The following is a 15810-nucleotide window of genomic DNA, read 5'->3' as shown; positions in this document are numbered from 1 at the left end:
CGCAGCAAGTTTTCAGGAACTTACCGCCGGGTTGTGCAGCGCCCCGGAACCGGGGCTCTGCGGCATCAGAAGTACCCGCCTTCCCACGATTTTCAATCTTCCCTCGGCCAGATACTGCAGCGCCTGCGGGTAGATGCGGTGCTCCTCGCGGAGTATCCTCGCGCCGAGGGTCTTTTCCGTGTCGTCATCGCGCACGGGAACGACCGCCTGAATGATTATCGGCCCGGTGTCCATATTCTCGTCCACGAAGTGGACGGTGCAGCCGGAGAACTTCGCCCCGTGGTCGATGGCCGCCTTCTGGACGTGGAGGCCCGGGAAGGAGGGGAGGAGCGCCGGGTGGATGTTCAGCACCCTGCCGGGGAAAGCCCGCAGCAGCACCGGCGTCACCATCAGCATGTAGCCCGCCATCGCGATCGTATCAACGCCGTAGCCGCGCATGGCCGCCACTATCTTCTCGTCATGGGCCTCGCGGGATTCCCCGCGGTCGAGTTCGATTACGACTGTCGCCGCCCCGTATTTGCAGGCGCGTTCAAGCGCGAAGGCGTGAGGGTTGTCGCTGATCACAACCAGCACTTTTCCGTCCAGCCGCCCCTCACCGCAGGCGTCGAGGATAGACTGGAGATTCGAGCCGCCGCCCGAAGCCAGAACCCCGATTTTTAAACCCATCAGTCTATAACCTCCACTTCGGGAGCGCCCTTCTTCTGTTCAATGATGTGGCCGATGACCGAAGCCTTCTCCCCGAGGGCGCGCAGCCTCTCCAGCACGTCCGCGCTCTCCCTGTCGGGCACCACGATAACCATTCCCACGCCGCAGTTGAAGGTGCGTAGCATGTCGGGACGGGGGACGTTGCCCATCTTCGCGATAAGGCCGAAGATCGGCTGCTCCACCCACTTCGAGGAATCTATCCGCGCCCCGCACCCCTTCGGCAGCACGCGCGGAAGGTTCTCCGGCAGCCCGCCGCCGGTGATGTGCGCCACACCCTTGATGGTGAAGTCGCGGTTGAGGTTCATTATCGTCTTCACGTAGATGCGGGTGGGTTTCAGCAGCTCTTCGCCCAGCGGGATTCCCAGCTCGGGGAAGACGTGGTCGATGGAGTATTTTCCGTCGGTGAAGAGAACCTTGCGGACCAGCGAGTAGCCGTTGGAGTGGACGCCCGAGGAGGCTATGCCGATGACGGCGTCTCCGAAGTTTATCGAGGTGCCGTCGATCAGCTTTTCGCGGTCGGCTATGCCCACCGAGAAACCCGCGAGGTCGTACTCGCCCTCCGGGTACATCCCCGGCATCTCAGCCGTCTCGCCGCCCACCAGCGAACAGTTCGCCTGCACGCACCCCTTGGCGATTCCCGAGATTACCTGCTCCGCCGTGCCCTCTTTCAGCTGCCCCGTCGCGAAATAATCGAGGAAGAAGAGGGGCTCCGCGCCCTGCACCACCACGTCGTTCACGCACATCGCCACGAGGTCTATGCCCACCGTGTCGTGCCTGTCCGCCATGAAGGCGATCTTCAGCTTCGTCCCCACGCCGTCGGTGGAGGCCACCAGCACCTGGTTCTTGTAGGGGAGCTTCGCAAGGGAAAAAAGAGAGCCGAAGCCGCCGATGCCGCCTATAACCTCGGGCCGTATCGTCGGCTTGACGATCTCGCTTATCTTTGAAACAAGCCGGTTGCCCGCGTCTATGTCTACTCCGGCGTCTTTGTAGGTCGTGGTCTTTGCCATGATTTCTCCAGATAAACCATCGCGCGTCCCGGATTCCCTCGGGCGCTCGTCACGTTTAATTTACCAAGTGGTAAGCCTATAAGAAGAGGCGGGCGTGGTCAACCATTCGTAGGGAGGGCGCGGCCCGCCAAATTAAAAAACCTCGCGGGGCCTCCATGGGAACGAAAAGAAAACTCGCATGCGAGCGGGGATTTCCCGGCTCATTCGCTCGAAGGTATTTTTTTACGTTGCGGATAGGTGTATAAAATTACGGCAGCCCGGCTTATTTACACAGGCAACACCAGCTTTGCGGATCATAAAGATGTTAGATAAGAATGCTTTGTTTTTTCTCGTTGGGGCGGAAGTTTTTATCGTTCTGGCGGTTATGGTGATTTTTCGGAAAAACAGTTACGAGAAGCGGAAAATGCTGTCGTATACCGGCATGGCGCTGGCGATTGTTAATTTTGCGCTGCTGATGGCCAGCAAGTTTATTGATTAGTAGTTGTGTAGGTCGCTTTGAGCGTAGCGAAAGGCGACAAAACATTAATTTCTTTGAGGGGTAGTTACGTAGGGTGCGTTAGGCGTAGCCGTAACGCACCATTCTTCGGTCGTCATTCTCGCGCGAAGCGCGGGAATCCAGTGACTTTTGTGTGCTTTGCACTTTTACAGCTAGCCGGAGTAGGATGGGCTTCAGCCCATCAATTTACAGCTAGCGGGGCTGTCCGCCCCGCGCCCCAAGCCACCTTTTGAGTGAGCAAAAGGTGGCCCAAAACTCAGCCCGGACGCGTCGCTCGCTCTACGAGCGACCACTTCGTTCCGGCTGGGCCGTACGGGGCACCCGCTCCGCTTCGCTACGCTAAGACCCCGCGCCGGCCCGACGCCTCCACTCGTTGCGCCGCGTACGGGCTCTGTGGGAGACGAAAAGAAGGCTCGCCGATAAGCGGGGTGATTATTAGCTTATCGGCTCGAAGGTAGTTTGTTTATAGTATGTAAAAGTAGGTCGGTTTGAGTGAAACGAAAAACCGACAACATTAGGCAAGAGAGGATGAGCAAAATGGACCTAATTGACAAGATACGCGAACTGTCTGCCCGAATACCGAAGCAACTTGATAGTATTCAAACAGAAGAGGCAACAAAGCACGCTCTTGTAATGCCATTTCTGCACGCCCTCGGATACAACGTGTTTGACCCATCCGAAGTTACTCCTGAGTTGAATGCAGATTTCGGTACTAAAAAAGGCGAAAAGATTGATTACGCTATCTTGAAAGACGGCAAGCCGATAATCCTTATCGAATGCAAGCACTACTCTACAGATTTGGGAAAGGTGCATGCATCTCAGCTATATCGGTATTACAGTGTAACCGAAGCACGCTTCGGTGTATTAACCAATGGTTTATTATATTGGTTTTATGCTGATCTCGACGAACCAAATAAAATGGATAAAAAGCCCTTTTTTGAATTCAATGTTTTGGACGCAAAGGAAAATGCTGTTGAGGAACTAAAGAAATTTTCAAAGTCTTCTTTCGACCTGAGCACTATTCTTTCAACTGCGGCGGAACTGAAATATACGCGGGAGATAACTCGCCTTCTGTCTGAACAAATGCAAGAACCTTCGGAGGAATTTGTAAGGTTTTTCGCTAGTAAAGTTTATAGCGGGAGAATGACTCAGCCAATTCGTGAACAATTTACACAGCTTACAAAAAGAGCATTTAGATTGCTTTTAAATGACCAAATTAATGATCGTCTAAAGTCGGTTCTTTCGCCAGAAGCCCAGACAACGCCAAACGCAACCCCTCAAATTGCAGCCTCTACAACCAATAATAAAGAAATCCCAGCTGCAACTGAAACAGAATCAGCAATTATCACCACCGAAGAGGAGATAGAGGCGTACAATATTATTCGCGCCATTCTTCGCGAACATATTAGTCCAAAACGAGTGGCTATGCGGGATGTACAGAGCTATTGCGGCATTTTGCTTGACGATAATAATCGTAAGCCAATTTGCCGTTTATATTTTAATGGATCTAGGAAATCCGTGGGATTTTTTGATACAGAAAAAGAGGAGGGATCTGTCATTAACGAACTGGAAGACCTGTTTGCTTTTGCTGGTAGGTTTAAAAGTGCTGTCGATAAATATGACAGCAAGTCAAAAAAGATAAGTCCTACTGTTTAGCGACTAGTATTTATGCTAATAACTCTTATTGGCACCGGTGGTTGTTCTCCTTCTCTGACGAGAGGGGGGGCGTGTGTTCTCGTGGAGGGGGGCGGGGCGAGGGTTGCGATCGATCTGGGGATGGGGGCGCTGGTTGGGCTTTTGCGGGCGGGGGTTTCGCACCGGGACCTGGACGCGATTTTTCTGACCCACAGGCACCCTGACCATCTTTCGGAGCTTCTGCCTTTCTTTTTCGCCTGCAATTACGCGCCGCCGCCGAGGCAGAAGAGGTTTCTTCTCGCGGGGGGGCCGGACACTCTGGCCCTGATCTCCGGGGTTTCGACGATTTTCGGCAGGTGGGTGGAGGCCCGCGGCTACAGCCGCGAGGTGCTGGAGCTTTCGGAGGGGGCGGAGTTGCTCGTCGGGGGGCTTTCGGTGGCTACAGGCCACGCCGACCACATCGAATCCTCGATCTCCTACCGCGTCTCCCTCGGGGGGCGCGCGGCGGTTATCACCGGCGACACCGGCCCCTCGGGCGAACTCGCCGTCTTCGCCAGCGGCGCGGACATCCTCATCGCCGAGGCTTCGCGCGCTTCGGACAACCCCGCCGACGGCCACCTGACGCCGGTGCAGGCGGGAGAGTTGGCGAAAGCCGCGAGGGTGAAAAAGCTCGTCCTCACCCACATCCAGCCCGAGACCGAAACCGGCGACCCGGTCAGGGAGGCCAAAAGCGCCTTCGGCGGCGAGGTTGTCCTGGGGTTCGACGGGCTCAGGCTGGAGCTTTAGTGGTAGGGTGGGCTCGGCCCACCAAGCAAATCCTGTCTGTGTAAACCGGTATGATATTTGTGGGGCTATCCGCCCCGCGTCCCCAAGCCACCTTTTGAGCAGGGGTAGGATGGGCTTTAGCCCATCAATTTACAGCTAGCGAGACTTCGCCTCGCGCTCCTTGGCGCTTCTTTTAGAAAGAAGTGCCCAAGAAATCGGCCCGAAAACGCGTTGCTCGCGCCTTTGGCGCGACCACTTCGTTCCGGCTGGGCCGTACGGGGCACCCGCTCGCCAAGGCTCGCTAAGACCCCGCGCCGGCCCGACGCCTTCACTCGTTGCGCCGCGTACGGGCCCCGAAGGGGAACGAAAAGATGGCTCGTCCAAAAACTAGTCAATGAAATGTTTTTGGACTCGAAGGTAAGGTTTTAACAGCTATAACACAGCAAAAGGGCCTCCGGTTTCGGGAGGCCCTTTTCTCTGCCGGAAATTAAAAACTACATGTCGAGTATGTCTTTTTTGTTGTCGATTATCGAGTAGTCGCCGCTCATGACGACGGCGCAGTCCTGTTCGACGACGGGGAGCGCCTCGCGGATGTAGCGCTCGGCGAGGGGCGTTCTGGACTCGTCGGCGAAGGCGTCGCGAAGGAGCAGGTAGCCGGAGAAGATCGCCGTCTCGATGTTGCAGAGGCGCGTCGCCATCAGGAGCTGGTATTCCGAGTCGTCGCGGGAAAGGACGTAGGCGGCGGCGTGTTTCAGCCTTTCGCGGCCCATGTCCACCGCGCTCGCCAGCCTGCGGAGCTTGCCCTGGAAGGGCAGGTGGCTTATCTCGTCCATCAGCGGATCGAGCACCCTCTGGGTGACGCCGCCGATGGCTGCTATGTGCTGGAGCTGGGTGGTGCCCTCGTAGATATTGGTGATGCGGGCGTCTCTGGCGTAGCGCTCGGCGTTGAAATCCTTCATGTAGCCGGTGCCTCCGTGAACCTGCAAGCCGTCGTAGGCGACCTTGTTGGCCAGCTCGGTGCTGCACGCCTTGGAGAGCGGGGTGAGGACGGCGGCGACCTTCGAGTAGAACTTCGATCTTTCCTTCACCTCCGCGGTGACCGTCTCCGGCTCGCCGTGATCGACCCAGTGCTCGTAATTGTCGCGAAGATCTACGTACTTGGTGGTCTCGTAGAGGAGGGTGCGCGCGGCGACGATATTGACCTTGGAGCGGACAAGCATCTCGTAGACGGCGGGGAAGTTGTCGATCGTCTTGCCGAACTGCTCTCTCGCCCCGGCGTATTCAAGCGCCTCGCGGTAAGCGGCTTCGGCTATGCCGATAGCCTGCGCGCTTATCGCGATTCTCGCGCCGTTCATCAGCGACATGACGTAGCGGGTCAGGCCCCTTCTGCGCGAGCCGACAAGCTCAGCGGGCACGTTCACGTACTGGAGCTCGCAGGTGGGGGAGCCGTGGATGCCGAGTTTCTCCTCTATTCTGCGGACCTTGAGCCCCGGAGTCTTTTCGCAGACGAACATCGAAAGGCCCCGGCCGTCCTTCGTGCCCTCTTCCGAACGGGCGAGGACGAGGTGGACGCTGGCGCAGCCGTTGGTGATGAAGCGCTTCATCCCGTTGAGGTACCACTGGCCGGTCTTGGGGTCCTGCGTGGCTTTGAGCTGTACCGACTGGAGGTCGCTTCCGGCCTCGGGCTCGGTGAGCACCATCGCGCCGTCAACCTCGCCGGAGGCGAAGCGCGGGAGGTAGTTCATCCTTTGCTCCTCGGTGCCGAAGCGGTAGATCGTCTCGCCGATGTCCTGCAGGCCGACAAGGTTCTGGAGGCTGGCGTCGGCGCGGGAGACCATCTCCATCATCATCGAGTAGAGGGTGCTCGGCATGTTCAGGCCGCCGTACTTGCGGGGAAGGGTGACGCCGAGAAGCTCCGCCTTTTTCAGCACGTCGAGGTTTTCGACGGTCGCTTTCGCGTAGCTGACCTTGCCGTTTTCCAGCTTCGCGCCTTCGAGGTCCACCGAACGGGCGCGGGGGGCGATGAACTCGCCGCAAAGCTCGCCCAGCATCTTTAACACCTGCTCGTAGCTGTCCAGAGCGTCGGCGAAGGATTCGGGAGCGTCGGGAAAGTCGAGCGCGTCGCGAAAGTCTCTCTCGCGGAAACGGACCACCTCTTCGAGGTCTACGTTCCGTAGGTGAAATCTGAGGTCTTTATTGTCCAGAAAAAAGTTTTCAGCCATTTTGGTGTTTCTCCCAAGAGGAGTTGTATTTCAACGCTGCTTCCCGGCCTACTGATCCTTGCCCTTGATCGCGTTTATCAGCATCGGGATGACCTCCTTGAGGTCTCCGACGATGCCGTAATGGGCGATGGAGAAGATGGGGGCCGAGGCGTCGGTGTTTATCGCTATTATCTTGGCGCTGGAGCTCATTCCGGCGCGGTGCTGTATCGAGCCGCTGATGCCGCAGGCGATGTAGAGCTTCGGACGGACGGTCACGCCGGTCTGGCCGACCTGATGCTCGTGGTCTATCCACCCCGCGTCCACGGCGGCGCGCGAGGCGCCCACCTCGCCGCCGATCGCCTCGGCGAGCTTGTGGATCAGGCCGAAATTCTCCTTGCTGCCCGCGCCGTAACCCCCCGCTACGATGATCCTCGCGCTCTTGAGGTTGACCTTCGACTCGGACTTGACCCTCTCGATGATGTTAACCACCGTCTCGGCGTCGGTAAGCTCCACCTTTACGGGAGTGACCTTGCCTGTCCTGCCGGGTTTGGGCTCTTTTAGTTGCATCACGCCTTCGCGCACGGTGACCATCTGCGGATCGCCCCAGGAATTGGCGATGGTGGCGATGATGTTGCCGCCGAAAGCCGGGCGGATCTGCATGAGACGGTCCTTCATCACCCGCGAATTGGCCCTGTCCTCGAAATCGTCTATTTCGAGGGCGGTGCAGTCGGCGGTGAGGCCGCCCAGCACCGTGGAGGCTACGCGGGGAGCCAGAGACCTTCCCATGTTGGTTGCGCCGAACATGAGGATGTTGGGGTTGTGCGCGCGGATGAGCTCACAGACCACCTTCGTGTAGGGAAGGGCGGAGTAGGGCTCAAGCCTGGGGTCCTCGGCCAGAAAGACGTTGTCCGCGCCGTGCTCGTGCAGGGTTTTGGCGAGCGCCGAGACATGTTTCCCGAGGAGGACGGCTTCGGTCTTTACGCCGAGACGCTGCGCCAGCTCGGTTCCCTTCGAGAGCAGTTCGAGGCTGACCTCGGCTATCTTGCCCGCGTCCTGCTCGATGAATATCCAGACGTTTCCGATCTTCTTGTCGCTCATTGAGAAATTTCCGTTCAGGAAGAGCCTGCGCAATCTTGCTAGCGAGGGCTCTTTGTTTAAGCCTTTTTACACGAAGACGTGGTCCGCGTTGAGCTCCTGCACGAGGGAGGCGATGCCCTCCCTGGTCGGCAGGATGTCCTTGTAGTCGGCCCCGGCGATGACGACGCTGGCGACGTTCTTGACCTTCGTCGGCGAACCGGCGAAGCCGATTCTTCCCTCGTCCGCGCCCACGTCGGCGGCGCTCCACTCGTGAATCCAGAGGCCCCTCGACCGCAGGCGCTTCTCCTCGGCGGCGAGAGCCCCGGCGTCCTCGTAGGTTGCGCCCGCGTGGCTGGCGAGAAGCTCGGTCCGCGTGACCGCCTTCTTGTACTGCATCAGCCTTCTGGCTCCGGCGGGTCTCGGGGTGTTGGCGGAAGAGACGACGGTGAAGAGGGCGGGAAGGGGGCACTCGGCGATCTCGTAGCCGCCGTCGATGAGGCTTCTGGCGGTAATTTTCGTTTTTTCCGCAAAAATCACCGCCTCGACGTAGGTGAGCTGGGGAATCCCCAGCTTTTCCGCCACCTGCGGGCCCACCTGCGCCGTGTCGCCGTCAATCGCCTGCCTTCCGCAGAGGACGAGGTCGACGTTCCCCAGCTTTTTCGCGGCGAGGGAGAGGGCGTAGCTGGTCGCGAGGGTATCCGCCCCGGCGAATTTACGGTCGGTAAGAAGGATGGCCTCGTCCGCGCCCATGTAAAGCGAATGACGAAGGACCGTGGCGGCGGCCTGCGGGCCCATCGTGCAGACGACAACCTTTCCGCCGAACCGCTCCTTTAAATCCAGAGCCATTTCGAGGGCGTTAAGGTCCTCGGGGTTGAAGATGGCGGCAAGCGCTCCGCGGTTCACCGTACCGTCGGGCTTCATGGCCTCGCCGGTAATGTTCTTGGTGTCGGGCACCTGCTTTATGAAAACAAGTGAGGTGAGACTCAAGCTGTTCCTCCAGTCCTGTGTAAGCGGTTCTTGTCGAGCCGCGGCTTCCTCTTTTTGGCGAATGGCCGCGCCTGCCCTCGAAGCCCGAAAGGGCGAAGGGGGGTCGTTTTCCGGGTGCTTCCGGCATGGCCCTTCCGCCTTGGGGGATAGGCATAATTACAGTATCGCCACAATCCCGGCAACCAAAAAATTCCCACGGCCAAAGAGGTAAATGGAGGGCGGGGCGCGGCGGGCGAATGACAGGGCGGCGCGCGCCCTGCTATACTGAATCATTATTCCAGCGCCCCTTGAGCCTTGAGGGTCTCTAAAGCGGTTAAAGGAGTGATGCAAGGAATGAACGACGTCCGCCCCAGTCCGCAGGATTTTCTGGAGCTGGTCAGGAGAGCCAGAGAGGGGAAGCTGCGCGTCTACATCGGCTTCGCCGCCGGGGTGGGCAAGACCTACCGGCTTTTGCAGGAGGCGCACGCCCTCGCCGGCAAAGGGGCGGATATCGTAATCGCCGCCGTAGACGCCCACGACCGTCCGGACACCGAAGCCCTGATCCCGGGACTGGAGGTGGTTCCCCTGCGCACCGTGGAATACAGGGGGCTCATCCTCAAGGAGATGGATCTCGAAGGGGTTCTTGCCCGCCGTCCGGCCATCGCCATAGTGGACGAGGTCGCCCACACCAACGCGCCGGGCTCGAAAAACGTGAAACGCTATAAAGACATACTGGAACTGCTGGAAGCGGGGATAAGCGTCCTTTGCGCCTTCAACGTCCAGCACCTCGAAAGCCTGAACGATCTGGTCGAGCAGGAGACCGGCGTCAAGGTTCTCGAAACCATTCCCGACACCTTTCTCGACAGGGCGGACCAGATTGTCAACGTAGACCTTCCGGTAGAAGACCTTCTGGAGCGGCTGAAGGCCGGAAAGATATACCCCCACGAGAGGGTTCCCCTCGCCCTTGAGGGATTCTTCAGGGGGCAAAGCCTCCTTTCGCTCCGCGAGCTCACCCTTCGGGAGGTTGCCGAGAGCATCGAGACGGCGGGAAGGCACTTTCGCCTCGGGGAAACCGGCCCTTCGCGCCCGACAGGTCCGGGAAGGGTGATGGTCTGCCTCTCCTCGATGACAAAGAGGGGGGCCATGCTGCTCAGAAAGGGGTCGCGGGTCGCGGGCAGGCTGAACACCCACTGGTTCGTCGTCAACGTCGAGACCCCCTCGGAATCGCCGGTGAGGATAAAATCCGAGGCGCAGCGCTATCTGATCGATAATTTCCAGAGGGCTGAGGACCTTGGCGCGGAGGTGGTGAAGCTGAAGGGGAAGGACCCGGTAAAAACACTGCTGAAATTCGCCCGGGAAAACCAGGTCAGCGATCTTGTCGTGGGCAGAAGCAGGAAACCCTGGTTGATGCAGGTCCTCGGTTTGTCGCCGACCCACCGGCTGGTCAACGAGGCGCTGGGCTTCGACGTACACGTCGTGGCGATGGAAAAGAGGGAAACGGGAGAATAGTGAAACATTCCGGTAATGGCGCGGTAAATGGAAATAAGCTTCCATTTTTTCGTGCAGGCGATTAATTTCGCTAATCAACTTTACGCCGGGAGCCGATAAGCCAAAGGTGCTATGAAGTATTTTGTAGTTTTAAGGAGTAGACCCCGATGCCCACGGATTACAGGCCGGCGGCGCCCCCGCCGGTTTTGCCGGTTTTCCTGGCCGTTCTCCTTTTCTTCCTTTCCGGTTGCGCCCCCGGGAGCGAGCCTGAAAAGGTCTCCCTGAAAAGCGCTCCCGAACCCTCGAAAACCGCCGCCCCTGCGGATGAAAAAAGCCTGAGGGTCGCCGTCGCGGCGATGATCTCCCCCAAAGAGACCTTTATCTTCTACAAAGACCTCGTGAACTACATCGGCGAGAAGGTCTCCATGCCGGTTACGTTTGTGCAGAGGGAGACTTACGAGGAGGTAAACAAGCTCCTCGAAAAAAACGAGCTTGACCTGGCTTTTGTCTGCACGGGGGCCTACGTGGAGGGCCACGATTCTTTCGGCATGGAACTGCTTGCCGCTCCCGTGGCCTACGGCCAGCCTCTCTACTATTCCTATGTGATAGTTCCGAAAGACAGCGGCGTCTCCTCTCTTGAAGGGCTCAGGGGAAAGAGTTTCGCCTTTACCGATCCGCTGTCCAACACCGGGAAGCTGGCCCCGGTCTGCATGCTCGCGAGCATGAAGGAAACCCCCGAAAGCTTCTTCAAAGCCACCACCTATACCTACAGCCACGACAAATCAATAGAGAGCGTGGCCAGAAAGATAGTCGACGGCGCGGCGGTGGACAGCCTCGTCTGGGACTATCTCGACAAGAAAACCCCCCGGTTGACCTCGCAGACGAGGATTATAAAAAAATCCGAGCCCTACGGCATACCTCCGGTCGTCGTTTCCAAAACTCTCGATCCGGGTCTCAAGGAAAAGCTGAAGGCGGCGTTCTTGTCGATGCACGAAGACGAAAAGGGCAAAAAGATACTCTCCGAAATCATGATTGATCGCTTTACCCGGCTGGACGACGGCAAATACGACTCGGTCAGGGCGATGAAGAAGTGGGTCGAGGCCAATGCCGGAAAGTAAATCGGCGAAAAGGCGCTTCCGGGTAAGGCTCCGGTTCAAGTTTTCCCTGATAGTCGCCTTCCTGGTCGCCCTGATGGGCATGCTGACGCTCGTATTTTTTTCCACCATGAGCAACGCCCTTTGGGAGGAGCACAGGCAAAAGGGGCTGACCCTGGCGGGAGGCCTCGCGGTCAACTGCGAATCCCTCATTTTACTGAACAACGTCGCCGGGGTTTACTCTTTGCTTCAAAACGCCAGGGAGGGCGACAGGGAGGTTGTCTACTCCTTCGTTCTGGACAAAGAGGGGAACGTTCTGGCCCATACCTTTGAAGGGGGGTTCCCGTCGCCGCTGCTTAAAGCTGTCCGGCACGCTAAAAAAGGAGAGATTGCAGAAAAAGAGCTGGAGACGGAGGAAGGGCTTCTGACCGATATGTGCGCGCCGGTTATGGGCGGCGAAATAGGCGAAGTTCATCTGGGCCTCTCCAAAGTTTTCGTGGCGGGGCGAATCGCCGACACCAGAAACAGCCTTCTTCTGGTCACCGGGCTGGTGCTGGCGACGGGGCTCGCCACCTCGTACCTGTTCGGCTCCTACATCACAAAGCCCCTGGTCGAGCTTGCCGAAGCGGCGGACAGGATCGGCAAGGGGGAATTCGATCAGCGCATCAGCGTGGTTTCCAACGACGAGGTAGGTCTTCTGGCGCTGGCGTTCAACAGGATGTCCCGAGAGCTCGACCAGACGATGCGGCAGATAGGGGAGGCCCGGGAGGAGCTGCAGAAAGCTCACGACGAGCTGGAGGAAAGGGTTAAGGACCGCACCCTCGAACTTGCAATCGCTACGAGGGAGATGGAGGCCTTTTCTTATTCCGTCTCGCACGACCTCAGAACGCCCCTTCGGGGGATAGACGGGTTCAGCCTCGCGGTTATGGAGGATTACGGCGACAAGCTCGACGACACCGGCAGGGATTATCTCAGGAGGATTCGCAGCGGCTGCGTAAAGATGGGGGCGCTTATCGACGATCTCCTCACCCTTTCCCGCATAACCCGCAGCCAGATGAACAAAGAGCCCGTCGATCTGAGCCAGATAGCCGTGTCCGTGGCCGCCGCCCTGCAGGAGGGCGCGCCGGATCGCAAGGTGGAGTTCGTTATAGAGCCGGGGCTTCGGATTTTCGGAGACGCCTCGCTGCTTCACGCGGCCATGACGAACCTTCTGGGAAACGCCTTCAAGTTCACCCGCTACAGGGAAGGCGCGAGGATAGAATTCGGGGCCGCCGCGGTAAAAAAACGCAAAATCTTTTACGTCAGGGACAACGGCGCGGGCTTTGACATGCAGTACAGCGACAAGCTCTTCGGGGCCTTCCAGAGGCTTCACACGGGGACGGAGTTCGAGGGCACGGGGATAGGGCTCGCCACGGTAAAGAGGATAATACACCGCCACGGCGGCGACATCTGGGCCACGGGAGCGCCGGGCGAAGGGGCGACATTCAATTTCACCCTTGAGGGATGCTGAAAATCCTTAACAAGGGCGGCAGGGCGGCTTAGCGCGCCGCATGAGGAGAACGAAGATGAAGGGCAAGGTCATACTTCTCGTAGAGGACAACCCGGACGACGAACTCTTAACCATCAGGGCGCTGAAAAAGAACAACATCCTGAACGAAGTCGTGGTGGCCAGAGACGGAGTGGAGGCGATCGACTACCTTTTCGGCACCGGCGCTCACGCGGGGCGGGATACCACGGTCATGCCGCAGGTGATACTTCTCGACCTCAAGCTCCCCAAGGTCAACGGGCTGGAGGTTCTTGAGCGGGTACGTTCCGACGACAGGACGATGTACCTTCCCGTGGTGGTTCTCACCACCTCGAACGAGGAGGTGGACCTCGTCAAGAGCTATCGCCTCAGGGCCAACAGCTACGTCAGAAAGCCCGTCGATTTCGAGCAGTTCACCGATGCCGTGAAACAGCTCGGAATGTACTGGCTGATTCTGAATCAGGCCCCCGAAAGCATTACGGACCTTTAATGGACAAGAGCCTCTCTATCCTTCTGGTGGAAGACAGCGACGACGACGCCGCGCTGATTCTCCGCGCTCTCTCGCGGGGGAACTTCGGGATTCGCCACGAATGCGTAAGCTCCGAAAACGCCCTTCGCGAGGCGCTGGCGCGAAAGAACTGGGACGTTGTCCTGTCGGACTATTACATGCCGGGTTTCGGCGGCCTGCAGGCCATCAGGATCGTTCAGGAAGCTTCCCCCGACACGCCGGTAATTATCGTCTCCGGCGCTATCGGGGAGGAAACCGCCGTCGAGCTCATGCGCAGCGGCGCCCACGATTTCATCAACAAAGACAAGCTGATGCGGCTTCTCCCGGCGCTGGAGAGGGAGCTTGCCGAATCGCAGGTGCGCAGGGAGCGCGAGGAGGCGCAGGAATCGCTCAGGCAGGAGCTCAGCCTCAACGCCGTCCTCGCCGAGCTTGCCAGAAAGCTGATCTCCGTCTCCGACGACCTCGAATCGATGGCGCAGATGGTCCTCGACAAGGCAAAGGAGCTCACGGGAAGCAGCCACGGCTACGTGGCGGTGGTCGAGCCCAGGACCGGGAACATCAGGCCGGTGACCTACTCGGAGATGATGCGGACGCCGCATAAGGAAGGAGACGGCGGGCGCGGTTTCAGCTTTTCGGTAAACCCTGACGGCAGCTACAGGGGGCTTTGGGGCTATTCGCTCAACACCAGAACCTCGCACTTTGAAAACTACCCGCAAAGCCACGGCTCCGCTCTCGGGATCCCGAGGGGCCATGAGCCCATAGAGAAATTTATGGCCGTCCCCGTCCTGTACCAGGGCGAACTGGTCGGTCAGATTGCTCTCGCCAACCCCGGCAGGGATTACAACGGGCAGGACGTCGTCAAAATAAGCAGCATCGCCGACCTGCTCTCCCTTTCGATAGTGCGCCAGCAGAACATACACGAGCGCGAAGAGCTCGAATCGCAGCTTCGCCAGTCGCAGAAGATGGAGGCGATAGGCACCCTCGCGGGCGGGATAGCCCATGACTTCAACAACATCCTCACCCCTCTTATCGGCTACGCCGAACTCGTGAAGACCAACCTCAGGGACGACCCTGTGCTTCTGCGCCAGCAGGACGAGGTGCTGAAGGCCTGCGTGAGGGCGCGGGAGCTGGTGCAGCAGATACTTACCTTCAGCCGCCAGTCCGAAGAGGAGCGAAAGCCCCTCCTGGTGCAGTCCATAGTCAAGGAGGCGCTGCGGCTCCTTCGGTCGGCGATACCCTCAACCATAGAAATGGAGCTTGACCTGGCGGGCGAATGCGGAGCGGTGCTCGCCGACTCCTCCCAGATACATCAGGTCGTCATGAATCTTTGCACCAATGCCTTCTATGCCATGCGCGAGAACGGGGGGACGCTGACCGTCTCCCTGCACGAGAAATTTATGGCCAAAAGGGCGGCCAGACTGGACCTTAGGCCGGGAAGGTACGTTGAACTTGTGGTCGCGGATACGGGCCACGGCATAGGGCAGGGAACGATCGAGAAAATTTTCGATCCTTATTTCACTACGAAAAAGAAGGGCGAGGGGACGGGACTGGGTCTCGCCATCGCCCTCGGAATTGTAAAAAAATGCGGGGGAACGATAACCGCCGTCAGCGAAGAGGGCCAGGGCACCTCCTTTTTCGTGTACCTGCCGGTGATAGAGGCGAAAATGCTGAGTGAAAGCGAGAAATCGCCGGAGGCGAGAATGCCCGTCGGCAGCGAGCACATACTTGTAATAGACGACGACCGGACGATAATGGAACTTGAGCAGGAGATGCTCTGCCACCTCGGCTACAGGGTTACCGGTTTTTCAAACTGCCTCGACGCCCTCGATACCTTCAGCGCCAGCCCCGGCGATTTCGACCTGGTTATCACTGACCTGATCATGCCGAATTTTTCCGGTACCGACCTTGCCCAGAAGGTTACCGCCATAAGACCCGAAATGCCCGTAATGCTCTGCACCGGCCTCAGCGAGGATCTGAGCCCCTCCTGCGCCGCGGAATTGGGCATCCGCCGCATCGTGATAAAGCCCATAATTCTCAAAGAGTTCGCGCTTGCCGTAAGGAGCGTGCTGGACGTGGCCTCCGGCAAAAAGTAACCGGCGCCGTTTTTTTACCCCTTCCCCCTCGCGCTTCCACCCTCATAAAACAACCTTCAAAACAGGCCATCCCGTGTGCGGTCAGGGGATGGCCTGCGCCCGCCGCCGTAAAACCCCTCCAAAATTTCTTCCGCGCTTCCCCGTAACCTTCGATTTTTCGTATTACACTTCAGGCAGTGTCAGATGGTACGATTTTGTCGTTAATTGCAATTACATAAATGTATCAGATAAAACAGCGTAGTACGATTTT

12 protein-coding genes are annotated in these 15810 nt (G+C 58.4%); 7 read left to right on the top strand and 5 right to left on the bottom strand.

Annotation, left to right across the window (positions count from 1 at the left end):
* Positions 1-12 precede the first annotated feature (12 nt).
* Positions 13-666: a phosphoribosylglycinamide formyltransferase gene (locus EPN96_01335; protein ID TAL18438.1), complete on the bottom strand. Its 654-nt coding sequence runs from the start codon at positions 664-666 to the stop codon at positions 13-15.
* Positions 666-1712: a phosphoribosylformylglycinamidine cyclo-ligase gene (locus EPN96_01330; protein TAL18437.1), complete on the bottom strand. Its 1047-nt coding sequence runs from the start codon at positions 1710-1712 to the stop codon at positions 666-668. The genes EPN96_01335 and EPN96_01330 overlap by 1 nt, the downstream gene beginning before the upstream one ends.
* 1033 nt (positions 1713-2745) lie before the next feature.
* Between EPN96_01330 and EPN96_01325 the strand changes: the two genes are divergently transcribed.
* Together EPN96_01325 and EPN96_01320 are read left to right on the top strand one after the other, a co-directional pair.
* The gene (locus EPN96_01325) at positions 2746-3864 is read left to right on the top strand and encodes a restriction endonuclease (protein TAL18436.1); all 1119 of its coding nucleotides are present in this window, start codon (positions 2746-2748) and stop codon (positions 3862-3864) included.
* A 12-nt stretch (positions 3865-3876) separates the two neighbouring features.
* Positions 3877-4629 (top strand): MBL fold metallo-hydrolase, encoded by a 753-nt coding sequence (locus tag EPN96_01320; protein ID TAL18435.1) that lies wholly within the window; start codon positions 3877-3879, stop codon positions 4627-4629.
* Positions 4630-5102: 473 nt separating this feature from the next.
* On the opposite strand, the gene EPN96_01315 is transcribed toward EPN96_01320, so the two are convergent.
* The 3 genes from EPN96_01315 to EPN96_01305 form a co-directional block, all read right to left on the bottom strand.
* Entirely contained in the window at positions 5103-6830 is a 1728-nt protein-coding gene (locus EPN96_01315) for an acyl-CoA dehydrogenase (GenBank protein ID TAL18434.1), read from the bottom strand.
* Positions 6831-6878: 48 nt separating this feature from the next.
* Positions 6879-7892 (bottom strand): electron transfer flavoprotein subunit alpha/FixB family protein, encoded by a 1014-nt coding sequence (locus EPN96_01310; protein TAL18548.1) that lies wholly within the window; start codon positions 7890-7892, stop codon positions 6879-6881.
* An 81-nt stretch (positions 7893-7973) separates the two neighbouring features.
* Positions 7974-8873 carry an electron transfer flavoprotein beta subunit/FixA family protein gene (locus EPN96_01305; protein TAL18433.1) on the bottom strand — a complete coding sequence of 300 codons (900 nt, stop codon included), beginning with the start codon at positions 8871-8873 and terminating at the stop codon, positions 7974-7976.
* Positions 8874-9206: 333 nt separating this feature from the next.
* Between EPN96_01305 and EPN96_01300 the strand changes: the two genes are divergently transcribed.
* The 5 genes from EPN96_01300 (at position 9207) to EPN96_01280 (ending at position 15560) form a co-directional block, all read left to right on the top strand.
* A complete protein-coding gene (locus tag EPN96_01300) occupies positions 9207-10361 on the top strand; it encodes a histidine kinase (GenBank protein ID TAL18432.1) in 1155 nt (384 codons plus the stop codon).
* Between the two features lie 146 nt (positions 10362-10507).
* The gene (phnD, locus tag EPN96_01295; GenBank protein TAL18431.1) at positions 10508-11458 is read left to right on the top strand and encodes a phosphate/phosphite/phosphonate ABC transporter substrate-binding protein; all 951 of its coding nucleotides are present in this window, start codon (positions 10508-10510) and stop codon (positions 11456-11458) included.
* Positions 11445-12944 carry a HAMP domain-containing protein gene (locus EPN96_01290; GenBank protein TAL18430.1) on the top strand — a complete coding sequence of 500 codons (1500 nt, stop codon included), beginning with the start codon at positions 11445-11447 and terminating at the stop codon, positions 12942-12944. The genes phnD and EPN96_01290 overlap by 14 nt, the downstream gene beginning before the upstream one ends.
* 55 nt (positions 12945-12999) lie before the next feature.
* Entirely contained in the window at positions 13000-13449 is a 450-nt protein-coding gene (locus EPN96_01285; protein TAL18429.1) for a response regulator, read from the top strand.
* A complete protein-coding gene (locus EPN96_01280; protein TAL18428.1) occupies positions 13449-15560 on the top strand; it encodes a hybrid sensor histidine kinase/response regulator in 2112 nt (703 codons plus the stop codon). The genes EPN96_01285 and EPN96_01280 overlap by 1 nt, the downstream gene beginning before the upstream one ends.
* Positions 15561-15810 lie beyond the last annotated feature (250 nt).

This window comes from bacterium, assembly GCA_004322275.1.
Classification (GTDB): Bacteria; Desulfobacterota; Deferrisomatia; order Deferrisomatales; family BM512; genus SCTA01.
This window is presented reverse-complemented; position numbering and strand designations above follow the sequence as displayed.